Annotated in this window: 12 protein-coding genes; 6 read left to right on the top strand and 6 right to left on the bottom strand. The window is 68.4% G+C overall.

Going from position 1 to position 13,404, the window contains the following annotated elements; translation table 11 throughout:
• Positions 1-5: 5 nt before the first annotated feature.
• From BLV94_RS25085 to BLV94_RS25095, 3 genes are read right to left on the bottom strand one after another with little or no spacing between them, the layout of a single operon-like run.
• The gene (locus BLV94_RS25085) at positions 6-1,052 is read right to left on the bottom strand and encodes an ABC transporter permease (RefSeq protein WP_083395665.1); all 1,047 of its coding nucleotides are present in this window, start codon (positions 1,050-1,052) and stop codon (positions 6-8) included.
• A complete protein-coding gene (locus BLV94_RS25090; RefSeq protein WP_072938533.1) occupies positions 1,042-2,097 on the bottom strand; it encodes an ABC transporter permease in 1,056 nt (351 codons plus the stop codon). Before BLV94_RS25090 ends, BLV94_RS25085 begins: the two co-directional genes overlap by 11 nt.
• On the bottom strand, positions 2,094-3,605 hold the full coding sequence (locus tag BLV94_RS25095; RefSeq protein ID WP_072938535.1) for a sugar ABC transporter ATP-binding protein: 1,512 nt from the start codon (positions 3,603-3,605) through the stop codon (positions 2,094-2,096). Before BLV94_RS25095 ends, BLV94_RS25090 begins: the two co-directional genes overlap by 4 nt.
• 292 nt (positions 3,606-3,897) lie before the next feature.
• Between BLV94_RS25095 and BLV94_RS25100 the strand changes: the two genes are divergently transcribed.
• From BLV94_RS25100 to BLV94_RS25110, 3 genes are read left to right on the top strand one after another with little or no spacing between them, the layout of a single operon-like run.
• Positions 3,898-4,917 carry a LacI family DNA-binding transcriptional regulator gene (locus BLV94_RS25100; RefSeq protein ID WP_072938538.1) on the top strand — a complete coding sequence of 340 codons (1,020 nt, stop codon included), beginning with the start codon at positions 3,898-3,900 and terminating at the stop codon, positions 4,915-4,917.
• A 60-nt stretch (positions 4,918-4,977) separates the two neighbouring features.
• Positions 4,978-5,385 (top strand): TIGR03618 family F420-dependent PPOX class oxidoreductase, encoded by a 408-nt coding sequence (locus tag BLV94_RS25105; protein WP_072938541.1) that lies wholly within the window; start codon positions 4,978-4,980, stop codon positions 5,383-5,385.
• Between the two features lie 28 nt (positions 5,386-5,413).
• On the top strand, positions 5,414-6,490 hold the full coding sequence (locus BLV94_RS25110; protein ID WP_072938544.1) for a S1C family serine protease: 1,077 nt from the start codon (positions 5,414-5,416) through the stop codon (positions 6,488-6,490).
• Here BLV94_RS25110 and BLV94_RS25115 read toward each other — a convergent pair whose 3' ends face one another.
• From BLV94_RS25115 to BLV94_RS25125, 3 genes are all read right to left on the bottom strand, one after another.
• Complete coding sequence (locus tag BLV94_RS25115) at positions 6,491-7,528, bottom strand: alpha/beta hydrolase (RefSeq protein WP_072938547.1); 1,038 nt, start codon at positions 7,526-7,528, stop codon at positions 6,491-6,493.
• A 147-nt stretch (positions 7,529-7,675) separates the two neighbouring features.
• A complete protein-coding gene (locus tag BLV94_RS25120; protein ID WP_072938550.1) occupies positions 7,676-8,617 on the bottom strand; it encodes a PIN domain-containing protein in 942 nt (313 codons plus the stop codon).
• Between the two features lie 124 nt (positions 8,618-8,741).
• Positions 8,742-9,218: a GtrA family protein gene (locus BLV94_RS25125; RefSeq protein ID WP_072938553.1), complete on the bottom strand. Its 477-nt coding sequence runs from the start codon at positions 9,216-9,218 to the stop codon at positions 8,742-8,744.
• An 80-nt stretch (positions 9,219-9,298) separates the two neighbouring features.
• Between BLV94_RS25125 and dprE1 the strand changes: the two genes are divergently transcribed.
• From dprE1 to BLV94_RS25140, 3 genes are read left to right on the top strand one after another with little or no spacing between them, the layout of a single operon-like run.
• Positions 9,299-10,732, top strand: coding sequence for a decaprenylphosphoryl-beta-D-ribose oxidase (gene dprE1 / locus BLV94_RS25130; protein WP_072938591.1), 1,434 nt, complete (start codon positions 9,299-9,301; stop codon positions 10,730-10,732).
• Entirely contained in the window at positions 10,732-11,493 is a 762-nt protein-coding gene (gene dprE2 / locus BLV94_RS25135) for a decaprenylphospho-beta-D-erythro-pentofuranosid-2-ulose 2-reductase (RefSeq protein WP_072938555.1), read from the top strand. Before dprE1 ends, dprE2 begins: the two co-directional genes overlap by 1 nt.
• 11 nt (positions 11,494-11,504) lie before the next feature.
• A complete protein-coding gene (locus BLV94_RS25140) occupies positions 11,505-13,397 on the top strand; it encodes a galactan 5-O-arabinofuranosyltransferase (protein WP_208613712.1) in 1,893 nt (630 codons plus the stop codon).
• Positions 13,398-13,404: the final 7 nt, after the last annotated feature.

Consider the following 13,404-nt stretch of genomic DNA (forward strand, 5'->3'; position numbering starts at 1 on the left):
GGAATTCAGGGCGCGTTTTTCAGCTTTCGACGCTGCGCGGACGTCCGCACGGTCTTCAGCAGGTTCGGAAGCAGAACCGCGACGATCAGGAGAACACCGGTGACGATGGTGAGCGCCTCGTTCGAGATGTCCTCGAGGCGCAGCGCATTCTGCAGCGTGGCGAGCAGCACCACCGCGGCGAGCACACCCGCCAGCCGGCCCTTGCCGCCGAAGATCGACACCCCGCCGAGGAGCACCGCCGCGACCACGGCCAGTTCGAGACCGGATCCGTTGTCGGCCCGGGCGCTCGAGTACCGCAGGCTCCACAGCACCCCGGCGAGGGCGGCGACCGCCCCGCACACCACGTAGAGCCAGAACTTCAGCCGCGCCCCGTCGATGCCGGCGAAGCGTGCGGCCGTGTCGCTGGCGCCGGTGGCGTAGATGTCGCGGCCGAGCGGGGTGGCCTGGAGGATCACCGCGAACACGACGGCCGCGACGACCAGTGGGAGGGCGAGATTGGGGATGACCGTGCCGCCGACCGTTCCCGTGACCCACGACGTGTATGCGCGGGGGAAGTTGGACACCGCCTGGTCACCGAGGAGGACGAACGCGAGCCCCCGGAACAGGGCCAGGGTACCGATCGTGACGGCGAGAGACGGCAACCCCAGCCTGGCGACGAGGAAACCGTTGAGGGCACCGAGGAGGCAGCCGAGCAGGATGCACATCGGGATGATCGCCTCGATGGCGAAGCCGTTGTTCCACATCCAGCCCATCGCGGCGCCGCTCAGCCCCAGGACGCTCGCCACCGACAGGTCGATCTCGCCGGTGATGATGATGAACGTCATCGGCAGTGCGATCAGGAAGATCGGCGCCAGGTCGAGGACGAGGAACGCGAAGTTCCGGCTGCTCCCGAAGTCGGGGTTGGTGACCGAGGCGACCACCAGCACGACGACCGTGATGGCGATGATCACCGAGTCCCAGCCGGCGAGCACCTCGCGGATTCGGCCGACCGTCGACGTCCCCGCGGTGTCCGGCTGTGCGGTCGTCGCCGGCTCGATGGTGTCAGTCGACATGGGCGCTCCTCTTCCGAAGTTGCTGTGCGGCACGCACCGCGAGCAGTCGATCGGCCGCGATGGCGATGAGAATCAGCGCACCGACGATGGCCTGCTGCCAGAACTGGTTGATCTGGAGAACGGGCAGCGAACTGTTGATGGTGGTCAGGAGCAGCGCGCCGAGCGCCGCGCCCCAGACGGTGCCGACGCCGCCGACCACGGCGACACCGCCCACGACGGCGGCCGCGATCACGTTGAGTTCGTAGCCGGATCCGGCGGCGGCGTCGACGGTGCCGAACCGCGCCGCGAACATGACCCCGGCGACTCCGGCCATGGCCCCGGAGAACACGAAGGCGAGCAGGACGCGCTTGCCGACGGCGATGCCCGCGAGTTCGGCGGCGTGGCCGTTCGACCCGATGGCGTAGAGGTCGCGTCCACTGCGATAGCGACGCAGATACACACCGGCGAGAACAACGGCCACCACCGCGACGATCACGAGCACCGGCACACCGAGAAGCGTTGCGGTGCCGAGCTTCAGGAAGTCCGGCGGCATCTCGTCGGCGGTGATCTGCTCGCCACCCGCCCACAGGTAGGCGATGCCGCGGAAGATGTACATCGTGCCGAGCGTGACGACCAGGGCGGGAACGCCGCCGAACCGCACCAGCAGCGCGTTGGCGAGTCCGCAGACCGCGCCGACGGCGATCCCCGCGAGGATCCCCACCACGATCGGTGCACCGTCGGCACCCGACATCACACTGCCCGCGGCGAACGCCGACAGCCCGAGCACCGAGCCGACCGACAGGTCGATGTTCTTGGTGATCATGACGACGGTCTGCCCGACCACCAGCACACCGACGATCGACGCGGCCAGCAGAATGTCGCGAATGCTCTGGGAGGAAAGGAAATTGCCGTTCTGCATCGTGGTGACCACGACCAGCACGATCAGCGCGGCGAGGATGCCGAGCGAACGGACCTGCAGCACCTTCTCGATCAGCGACGGACCCCCGTCCGACTTCACCGGTGGCTTCGCGGCGCCCGCAGGCGCGACGCGGGTGGGTGCGCTCATGCGGCGGCCTCCGAACCCGTTGCAGCGAACATGATCTTCTCCTCGTCGGCCTCGGCCCTGCTCAGTTCCGACACGATTCGTCCTTCCCTCATCACAAGGACGCGATCGGCCATTCCGAGCACCTCCGGCAATTCGGAGGAGATCATCACGACGGCGACGCCTTCACTGGCGAGCGTCGAGATGATCCGGTGCACTTCGGCTTTGGTGCCGACGTCGATCCCGCGGGTGGGTTCGTCCACGATCAGGACGCTCGGCGCGGTGGCCATCCACTTGGCGAGCACGACCTTCTGCTGATTGCCGCCGGACAGCACCCCGACGGGGTCGGTGATGCGCGCGTACTTGGTCTGCAGTTTCTTCGTCCACTCGTAGGCCGACCGGCGCTCACGTCCCCCGAAGAGGAACCCGAACCGGGCGAGAGCGGACGACCGCGTCAACGTGGCGTTGCGCTCGATCGACATGTCCAGGATCAGGCCCTGCTGGCGACGGTCCTCCGGGACGAGCGCCATTCCCGCGCGCATCGCGGCCTTCGGATCGCCCTTGCGCAGGCTCTTGCCTCGCACCCGGACGTCGCCGCTGTCACGGGGGTCCACACCGAACGCCGACTGCATGACCTCGGAGCGGCCGGCACCGACCAGCCCGGACAGTGCCACGATCTCGCCGGCGCGCACCTGGAAACTGATGTCGGAGAACACCCCGGCTCGCGACAGGTTCTCGACCTCGAGGACGACCGCCCCCGGTTCCACGTCGATCTTCGGGAACAGGGCGCCGAGGTCGCGGCCGACCATGCTGCGGACGAGGTCGTCGACCGTCAGGCCCGCCAGTTCCGATGTGGCGATGTGCCGTCCGTCGCGCATCACGGTGACCCGCTGGCACAGCGCGAAGATCTCCTCGAAGCGGTGCGAGATGAACATGACCGCCGCGCCGGACGCGCACAGGGACCGGGAGACCTTGAACAGCCGCTCCACCTCGTTGCCGGACAGGGCCGCGGTCGGCTCGTCCATGACGATGACGTTGGCGTCGGTGGACAGCGCCTTCGCGATCTCGACCAACTGCTGATCGGCGATCGACAGTCCGCTGGCCGGCCGGTCCGGGTCCATCGGGACCCCGAGACGGTCGAACAGCGCGCGGGCGGCTGTGTTCATCGCGCCGCGGTCGATCATGCCGAAGCGGGCCCGCGGCTGGGTGCCGATGAAGATGTTCTCCGCGATCGTGAGGTCGGGGAACAGGGTCGGCTCCTGGTAGATGACCGCGATACCCCTGGCCTTGGCATCCGAGGGCGACCCGAGCGACACTTCCTCACCGCCGACGAGCATCGATCCGGTGTCGGGGCCGTGCACGCCGGCGAGCATCTTCACGATGGTCGACTTGCCTGCACCGTTCTCTCCGACGAGGGCGTGCGCCTCGCCGCCGTAGAGCGGAAACGACACACCCTGAACAGCAGCGACGTTGCCGAAGGACTTGGTGACGTCCCGTACTTCCAGCAACGGCACCGCAGGGGGGACGCTCATTCAGCACCTCCGATTGAAACGGTTCATTTCTTGTTTATGAAGCTAGAAGTGACAGGCGCCACAAGTCAAGAGGTTCGGTAGAGCCGGTCACCGCCGTGACCTTATCGTTATAAAAGCACGCCAGGTCGCTTACCGGATATTCCGCATCGTCTCGCCTGACAGCCGGTCTTGATTCCGGCCCCGCGGACGGCGATACTGTGAATGAAGCGATTCAAGAGCACTGGATTGTTCTCGGGCACCGGCCGACGCGACAATGTGCGCTGTCGAACGAGCCGGCTGAAGGGGGAATCGGATGGCAGCGTCCATGCGCGAGGTCGCCGCACTCGCGGGCGTCTCGATGGGAACGATCAGCAACGTGCTCAACCACCCCGAACTGGTGTCGGAGGCGACCCGCCAGCGAGTACACGAGGCCATCACCCAGCTCGGCTTCGTCCGCAACGACGCCGCCCGCCAACTCCGCGCCGGCCAGTCACGGATGCTCGCCGTCGTCGTCCTCGACGCGCGGAACCCCTTCTTCGTCGACGTCGCGTCGGGAGCCGAGGAAGTCGCCGAGGCGAACGAACTGCTGATGGTCATGATCAGCACCGGCGAATCGGAAGAACGCGAGAACCGGCAGCTCGGCCAGCTCATGGAACAACGCGTCCACGGAATCCTGCTCTGCCCCACCGGCGAGAGCACGCCGATGCTCGCCAACCTCGACCGTCAGGGCACCCCGGTGGTCCTGCTCGACCGCGGGTCCCGCACACCCGGCCGATCCTCCGTCGCCGTCGACGACGTCCACGGCGGCAGGATCGCCGCCCGCCACCTGATGGAGCAGGGGCACCGGAACCTCGTGTTCGTCGGCGGGCCCGACACCATCAGGCAGGTCCGCGACCGCCGGGACGGGGCGCTCAGCGCCGTCGCGGAATCGGCGAGCACCCGCATGCGCACCGTCGCCACCCGATCCCTCAGCATCGAGGCCGGCACCCACGCGGCCCGCGAGATTCTCGCGATGCCGCCGCAGGAGCGGCCCACGGCGGCGTTCTGCGCCAACGACCTGCTCGCACTCGGTGTGCTCCAGGAGTTCATCCAGCACGGCAAGCGCGTGCCCGAAGACCTCGCGATCGTCGGGTACGACGACATCGACTACGCCGCCGGCGCGGCCGTGCCGCTGACCTCCGTCGCCCAGCCACGGAACGAACTGGGACGAGCGGCGGCCGAACTCCTGCTCGATCAGGTGAACAACCCCGACACCCACCGGCACCAGCAGCTCTCGTTCACCCCGACCCTCGTCGTCCGCGAGTCCACGGCCGCCTGCCCCGTGCGTGGTTGACGAGCGTCTGGACTCGTCAACCACGCACCGGGCCGGAGGCCTCAGGGGTATCTTTCGGACATGTCGAAGCCACCTCTGACACCGAAGGCCGCCGAGATGTTCGCCCGGCCCAATTACGCCACCGTCGCCTGCGTCCGACCCGACGGGCAGCCCGTGTCCGTGGCCACCTGGTATCTGTTCGAGGGCGGCAGGGTGCTGGTCAACATGGACGCCGAGCGGAAGCGCCTCGACTACCTGCGGGGCGATCCCCGGGTCAGCCTCACCGCGATGGACCCCGGCGACTGGATCACCCACGTCAGCGTCCAGGGCCGGGTGACGGAGTTCGTCGACGACGAAGACCTCGCCGACATCGACCGCCTCGCCACGCATTACACCGGCAAGCCGTACCCCGTCCGCGACCGCAAACGGGTCAGCGCCTGGATCGAGATCGACACCTGGCACGGCTGGGGGTCGCTGAAACAGTCCTGAACCGACTCCGCGACGAAAACAACCGGGCATGACGACGCCCCGCGCCGCAACGGTCCTCGCCGTGGCCACGGCGGTGATCGGCAGCCTGCTGCTGAGCGCACCGACGGTCCGCGAATCGGGGCCGCCCGCGGCAACGGTGGCCCAGCCCGCGCCGCCTCCGCCACCGCCGCCCGTCGTCCTGACCCCGGAAGAGGTCGAGGCCAGGGTGATCCCGGCGATCGTCACCCTCGTCGCCGACTCGGGGCTCGTCGAAACCGCGGGAACGGGGATAGTGCTCACCCCCGACGGCGTCGTCCTCACCAATCATCACGTGATCGACGGTGCACTCGACATCAGCGCGGTGAGCCTCGGCAACGGTGCGGAGTACGTCGCGGACGTGCTCGGTTACGACAGTTCGCGCGACATCGCGGTCCTCCGGCTCCAGGGCGCGGGCGACCTTTCCGCCGCGCCCCTCGCGAAGGACACCGCCGTCGGCATCGGTGATCCGGTCACCGCGGTGGGCAACGCCGAAGGGGGCGGAGTCCCGGTGGCGGCACGGGGTTTCGTGACCGATCTCGGGCAGGCGATCACCGCTCGCAGTTCCACCGACGGTTCCCGGAACCGGCTGAACGGGTTGATCCAGATCGATGCGGCGGTCCGGCCCGGCGACTCCGGTGGCCCGCTCGTCGACGCCACCGCCGCCGTCATCGGCGTGAACACCGCGGGCAACGCCGACTCCGATCCCACCAAACCCGCTCCCGCCCAGCCGAGGTCGTATGCGGTGCCCATCGACACCGCGATGACGATCGTCGATCAGGTTCGCGCCGGGACGGCGTCCGCCACCGTGCACATCGGCGACACTCCCCTCCTCGGGATCAGCGTCACCGACGATCCTCGTGGCGCCGAGGTCCTCTGGGTCAGCATCGGCACCCCCGCCGACGACGCGGGCATCGAGATCGGGGACGTCGTCACCGAATTCGACGGAATCCCGATCCGGTCCTCGGACGATCTCAGCGGGCTCATGATCGCGCGGCACCCCGGCGACGCGGTCGAAATCCGCTGGCTCGACGAGACCGGGAGGCCGCGGTCGACGACGATCGTGCTGGAGAAGGGCCCGCCGCGGTAGTCAGGCGGTCTTGTCCCGGGCGACACCGTCGTCCGGCCGCACCCGCGTCGCGACGAACCGCGCGATACGCCGAAGCACCACACGACTTTCCGGCAGACCGGGCCACAACGCCGGAAACGCATGCACCTGACCGTCCCAGATCTGCAGCGTCGTCGGCACACCCGCACCGCTCAGCCGATGCGCCATCAGCTCCGAATCCGACCGCAGCACCTCGCCCTCCGCGGCGAAGAGCAACGACGGCGGCAGACCCTCGAGCGCACCGTTCACGGGCGACAGCGCGGGGTCGAGCACACCGTCCACCTCGCCGCCCAGCTTGCCGATGGTGACGAGCGCCTCCACGGGCGCGAACACGTCGCGGGCGGCGTTGGCGTGCACCAGCTTGTCGGCGCAGTCCAGGTCCAGCAGCGGCGACAGCCCGACCAGCCCGGCGGGGAGATCGACACCCTCCTCGCGGGCCTTCAACGCCGTCGCGAACACGAGGAACCCACCCGCCGAATCACCGGCGAACACCGTCCCGCCCGCCTGGGCTCCGTTCTCCAGCAACCACTTGTACGCCGTCAGACAGTCGTCGACGGAACCGCTGATGTTCGTGTCGGGCAGTTGCCGGTAGCCGACGTGCATCACCGGCAGTCCGGTGAGCTTCGCGATCGTCGCGACCACCGGCCGGTGCGTGTTCAGCCCGCAGCACAGGAACCCGCCGCCGTGGAGATAGAGGACGACACCGTCGCTCAGCTCCGGTGAGACTCCCGGGGCCCGCACGATCTCCGCGTCGAACCCGGGCAGCCGCACCTTCTGGCGGCGGATACCGGAAGCGGGGCGCATCCCCGCCGCGAGGTCCAGCAGCGCGGCCCTGCGGATCGCCGACTCGTTGATCGGCGCCATCCGCACCACGGGCCGGAGGAACCATCTGCATGCCTGGTAGAGAACCTGGGATTCGATACTCGGCCCCGCCAGCCGCGCACCCGAACGGTATTGGACGGTCGGTGTCCCATTCCGCTGCTGCACAGACGGCTTGCGGTCGTTCGGCACAGATTTCATGCCTTCTCCCCTGGTCGCCGATACCCGTCGCCGTTGACGGATACGTAAGTTCAACCTTGGAGTACCCGCCACGCTCGTGTGTCGCTGATGGTGGCTTCGGCCCCAAGTCGTTATGCCCGGTGCCCGAATCGTTACCGGCGGGTCGGATCAGCCGAAATCGAGGTCGTCCAGCTCCTCCACCACGGTGACCTTGCGCTTGCGGCCGCCCCGCATCCGGCCGATGCCACGGCGTCCGCCGGTGTCCGCGTTGCCGGAGGGCAGGATCCGCTGCGGCGCCACCCGGGGGCGCGCCACGTGCGCGGGCGGCGGCGCGACCCGGGGTTCCACGGGGTCGGACACGACGAGGGGCGTCCGGGGCGGCGGGGCCGCGACCACGGGCCGTGGTGCCGCGGCCACGGTGGGCGGTGCCGCGACGGCGGCAGGCGGGGCGGGGACCGCGGCAGGCGGGGCGGCGATCGGCACGGAGACCCGTTCACGGCGGGGCAGGCCGGTGTCCCGCAGATCCACGTCGTCGAGCCCGGTCACCCACCGCAGCCGGTGGTCGAGACCGCGGTCCTGCAACTCGGCCCAGATCTCGTCGTGCCACGCCCCGGGCTCGCCGCTCCCGAACGCCCGGGAGTTCGCGCTGACCCACACCACGTCCTCGGACGGGCGGCGGTCCGCGATGTCCAGGACCGTCAGCCAGTTCACCGTGGCCGTGTAGCCGCGCCGCTTCCGGTCCACATACGGGCGGCGGCGCTGCAGTTCACGGGCGGCGACTTCGAGGTGCGAGGTGTACGCCGGCTCGATCACATCGCAGCCCATCGCCTCCAACTGCCGGGCGAGCGAGTCGACGTAGCCGTCGGCCTTGGCCCGCGCGGCGTCCACGAACACCGACAGGTCGTCGCGGAGCCCGAGCCGGTCGTACATCCGTGCCTGGACGGTGAGGGCCTCGATCATCGCGACCGACTCCCGCTGGTACCGGTGGGCGACCTCGACGAGGACGAGTCGGGGGACGAGCACTCGGCTGCCCCGGTCGAGGGCGTCGCGGACGAACGTCTCGAAGCGCGCGTCTCGCGTGACGGCCGAGGTATCGAGAACAATCAGCATTGATCGATTCTCACCGAACGCGTCGGCAGCGCCAGGGAAGTTGCTGAGTCGTTACCGAAACACCCGACCAGTCGGTATCGCAGCACCCGCCGGGGCATTGCCGCCCGGTTGCCGGGCGGCCGTCTCAATGGATCTTGAAGATCACCGCGCGCTGCACGACGAAGTTGATGACCGTCGCCGTGCCCTGCGCGATGACGAACGCGAGCGGCAGACGCCACCATTCGTCGGGGAATGCGTGGTACATCACCCAGTTGAGGCCCACCTGCACCGCAAACGTGACGGCGTACAGGATCACGACGGCGACGAAGCGGGCGCGGCTCGGTTCGGCCTTGAACGTCCACCGGCGATTGATCAGGTACGCGGTGGTGGTGCCCGCGATGAAGCTGATCGACTTCGCCACGTTGACGGGCAGCCCGACCACCTCGAACAGCAGGAAGTAGAGGCCGAAGTCGACGACCGCCGACAGTCCACCGGTCAGGACGAAACGGACGATCTGCGTCTTCAGGTCCAGTGCGTCGTCGGCGATGTTCTCGGTGACGGGGATCTCGACGGGGAGCGGAACGTGAGGTTCGTGCTCGTGACTCGGCTGGGTTTCTGACACGACGACGAGGCTAGCGCCCCGTGAGTACTTCTTAACCGCCCGCGGTTAACAAGTACTCACAGGCGGTAGCCTCTATGCCGATGTCCACGACAGCAGAAGAGACGCCCACCCAGGCGCTCCCCACACAGACCCGCACCCTCACCGGCTGGGGACGCACCGCGCCCACCACCGCGCAGGTGCTGTCCACTCCCGACGTGGAGGTGATCGCGCAAGCGGTCGCCCAGGTCGCGGAGCAGAACGAGTCGAAGCCCGCTCACCTGCAGCGTGGGGTGATCGCCCGTGGCCTCGGCCGCTCCTACGGCGACCCGGCGCAGAACGCCGGTGGCCTGGTCATCGACATGAATGCGCTGAACCGGATCCATCGCATCGACCGCGACACCCACCTCGTGGAGGTCGACGCCGGCGTCAACCTGGATCAGCTGATGAAGGCGGCTCTGCCGTTCGGACTGTGGGTTCCGGTACTGCCGGGCACCCGGCAGGTCACCATCGGCGGTGCCATCGGCTCCGACATCCACGGCAAGAACCATCACAGCGCCGGCAGCTTCGGCAACCATGTGGTGTCGCTGGACCTGCTCACCGCCGACGGCAAGGTGCGGACGCTGACGCCGAAGGGCGGCCGCAACGACCCCAAGGGCGCACTGTTCTGGGCGACGATCGGCGGCATGGGCCTGACGGGCATCATCCTCAAGGCGACCATCAAGATGACGCCGACCGAGACGGCGTATTTCATCGCCGACGGCGACGTCACGCAGACGCTCGACGAGACCATCGCGCTGCACAGCGACGGCAGCGAGGCCAACTACGAGTACTCGAGCGCCTGGTTCGACGCCATCGCCGCGCCCCCGAAGCTGGGCCGGGCCGCGGTCTCCCGGGGCTCGCTGGCGAAGCTCGACCAGTTGCCGGCGAAGTTGCAGAAGAATCCGCTGGCGTTCGACGCGCCGCAGCTGCTGACGTTCCCGGACGTGTTCCCGAACGGCCTGGCCAACAAGTTCAACTTCTCGATGATCGGCGAGTTGTGGTTCCGGAAGTCCGGCACCTACCGCGACAAGGTTCAGAACCTGACGCAGTTCTACCACCCGCTCGACATGTTCGGTGAGTGGAACCGCGCCTACGGGTCGAACGGATTCCTGCAGTACCAGTTCGTGGTGCCGACCACCGCGGTCGAGGAGTTCAAGGCGATCATCCGCGACATCCAGACGTCGGGGCACTACTCGTTCCTCAACGTGTTCAAGCTGTTCGGCGAGGGCAACCAGGCGCCGCTGAGCTTCCCGATCCCGGGCTGGAACATCTGCGTCGACTTCCGCATCAAGCCCGGCCTGAACGAATTCGTCACCGAACTCGACAAGCGGGTCCTGAAGTTCGGCGGCCGTCTCTACACGGCCAAGGATTCGCGGACCACCGCCGAGACGTTCCACGCCATGTACCCGCGGATCGACGAGTGGATCGCCACCCGCCGCAAGTACGACCCCACCAATGTCTTCGCCTCCGATATGTCCAGAAGGTTGGAACTGTAGTGATCAACGCTGTCGGGAACCCCCAGACCCTCCTGCTGCTCGGTGGCACCTCCGAGATCGGTCTCGCGATCTGCGAGGAGTACCTGAAGAAGGCGCCGATGCGGGTGATCCTCGCCGCGCTGCCCGGCGACCCCGGGCGCGACGGCGCGGTGGCCCAGTTGAAGGCGGCAGGCGCCAACGCCGTCGATGTCATCGACTTCGACGCCGTCGACACCGAGAGCCACCCGAAGGTCATCGACGACGCCTGGGCGAAAGGCGACGTCGACGTCACCATCGTCGCGTTCGGCCTGCTCGGCGACGCCGAGGAACTGTGGCAGAACCAGCGCAAGGCCGTCCAGATCGCCGAGGTCAACTACACCGCGGCCGTGTCCGTCGGCGTCCTGGTCGGCGAGAAGATGAAGGCACAGGGCTTCGGCCAGATCATCGCCATGTCGTCCGCCGCGGGCGAGCGCGTGCGCCGCTCCAACTTCGTGTACGGCTCCACCAAGGCCGGACTCGACGGCTTCTACCTCGGACTCGGTGAGGCCCTGCGTGAGTTCGGTCCGCGCGTCCTCGTCATCCGTCCCGGCCAGGTCCGTACCCGCATGTCCGCGGACGTGAAGGAAGCCCCGCTGACGGTGAACAAGGAAGACGTGGCCAAGCTCGCCGTCACGTCGGCGGAGAAGGGCAAGGATCTCGTCTGGGCGCCCGGCGCATTCCGGTACGTGATGATGATCCTGCGGCACATCCCGCGACCGATCTTCAAGAAGCTGCCCATCTAAGCTTCGCCCTCGTGACGGAAGCAGACGTAGCACCGGCCCGACGGTCCCTGTCGACAGCTGCCGAAATGCTGCTGGGGGCCGTCGTGGCCGCGGTGGTGGCAGCGGTCGGACTGTTCGCGTTCGGGCGGGTGCAGTGGCCGGCGTTCAACTCGTCCAACGTGACCCAGGCCGTCACGACGGTCGGCCAGGTCGTGGCCATCGCGGGTATCGCGGCGTCGGTGCTGCTGGTCCGGTTGCACCGGGCCGCGCGGTTCGCCCGGCTGCTGTCGTGGGCGAGCCTGTCCGGCTTCGTCACCGTCACACTCGGTCTGCCGCTGGCCGCGACCAAGCTGTATCTGCACGGTGTCTCCGTCGACCAGGAGTTCCGCACCGAATACCTCACGCGGCTGACGGACTCGGCCGCACTGCGTGACATGACGTACGCCGACCTGCCGCCGTACTACCCGGCCGGCTGGTTCTGGGCGGGTGGGCGCGTCGCCAACCTCCTCGGCATGGACGGCTGGGAAGCGTTCAAGCCGTACGCCATCGGATCCCTCGCCGTCGCCGCCGTCGTCGCACTGGTGTTGTGGAGCAACCTGATCCGCCACGACCTGGCCATCGTGGTGTCCCTCGCGACGACGGCCCTCGTCCTGGCCTACGGTTCGCCGGAACCGTACGGCGCCGTCATCACGCTGCTGATCGGTCCCGCGCTCGTCCTCGCCTGGGGCGGCCTGAATCGTGCCGACGGGCGCGGCGGTTGGGGTGCCGTGATCGGCACCGGCCTGTTCCTCGGTCTCGCCGCCACGTTCTACACGCTGTATCTCGGTCTCGCCGCCTTCGCGATCACCCTGCTCGCACTGCTGGCGGCGGCGCTGCGCGTGCGCGCCCGGAAGTCGTGGCGGGCGGCGGTCGACCCGCTGGTCCGGCTGATCGTGATCGCCGCCGTGTCCGGGCTCCTCGCACTGACCGTGTGGCTGCCGTATCTACTGAAGGTCGTGGGTGGTTCGCCCGCCGCGTCGGGAACCGCGCTGCACTACCTGCCCGAGGCGGGCGCACAGCTGCCGTTGCCGATGATCCACTTCTCCCTCACCGGGGCGTTGTGCCTGCTCGGCACCATCTGGCTCGTCGCCCGCGCGTCGACGTCACGGCGCGCGCAGGCCCTCGGCGTCGGAGTGGTGGCCATCTACCTGTGGTCGCTGTTGTCGATGGCGTTCACGGTGCTCGGCAGCACCCTGCTCTCGTTCCGGCTCGAGCCCGTGCTGATCGTCCTGCTCGGCGCGGCAGGCGTCTTCGGATTCGTCGAATTCGCGGGGTGGCTCGTGCTCGCGACCAGCGACAACCCGCGGGTCAAGGGTGCGGTCCTGGTGATCGGCGTGCTGGGTGCGCTGTCGTTCGTCCAGAACATCCCGAAGTTCCTCGACTCCGACATTGCCGTCGCCTACACCGACACCGACGGCAACGGCGAACGCGCCGACCAGCGCCCACCCGGTGCCGCCGCCCACTACGCGGCGGTCGACGAACTCATCCGGGCGCAGGTCCCCCGCGACCGCGACGACACGGTGGTCCTCACCGCCGACACCAGCTTCCTCAGCTTCTACCCCTACCTCGGGTTCCAGGCGCTGACGTCGCATTACTCGAATCCCTTGGCGGACTTCGCCGGACGCGCCCGGACCATCGCGGAGTGGAGCGAGCTCGAGACACCCGACCAGCTGGTGGCCGCACTCGACGCGGCGCCGTGGCGGGCGCCCGACGCGTTCGTGTTCCGGCAGGGCCCCGACGGATACACGCTGCGGCTCGCCGAGGACGTGTATCCCAACGACCCCAACGTGCGCCGCTACACCGTCACGTTCCCGAAGGAACTGTTCGACGACCCGCGATTCACGGTGTCGGAGACCGGACCGTTCGTCGTCGTCACAAGAAACTGATCGGTCT

It is taken from the genome of Rhodococcus koreensis (assembly GCF_900105905.1).
GTDB classification, from domain to species: Bacteria; Actinomycetota; Actinomycetes; order Mycobacteriales; family Mycobacteriaceae; genus Rhodococcus_F; species Rhodococcus_F koreensis.

Bases quoted from the DNA above. Each gene is read 5' to 3' on its own strand.
- dprE1 (WP_072938591.1), top strand. From the start codon at position 9,299: ATGTCCACGACAGCAGAAGAGACGCCCACCCAGGCGCTCCCCACACAG.
- BLV94_RS25120 (WP_072938550.1), bottom strand. From the start codon at position 8,617: ATGCTGATTGTTCTCGATACCTCGGCCGTCACGCGAGACGCGCGCTTC.
- BLV94_RS25090 (WP_072938533.1), bottom strand. From the start codon at position 2,097: ATGAGCGCACCCACCCGCGTCGCGCCTGCGGGCGCCGCGAAGCCACCG.
- BLV94_RS25105 (WP_072938541.1), top strand. From the start codon at position 4,978: ATGTCGAAGCCACCTCTGACACCGAAGGCCGCCGAGATGTTCGCCCGG.
- BLV94_RS25115 (WP_072938547.1), bottom strand. From the start codon at position 7,528: ATGAAATCTGTGCCGAACGACCGCAAGCCGTCTGTGCAGCAGCGGAAT.
- BLV94_RS25110 (WP_072938544.1), top strand. From the start codon at position 5,414: ATGACGACGCCCCGCGCCGCAACGGTCCTCGCCGTGGCCACGGCGGTG.
- BLV94_RS25100 (WP_072938538.1), top strand. From the start codon at position 3,898: ATGGCAGCGTCCATGCGCGAGGTCGCCGCACTCGCGGGCGTCTCGATG.
- BLV94_RS25085 (WP_083395665.1), bottom strand. From the start codon at position 1,052: ATGTCGACTGACACCATCGAGCCGGCGACGACCGCACAGCCGGACACC.
- BLV94_RS25095 (WP_072938535.1), bottom strand. From the start codon at position 3,605: ATGAGCGTCCCCCCTGCGGTGCCGTTGCTGGAAGTACGGGACGTCACC.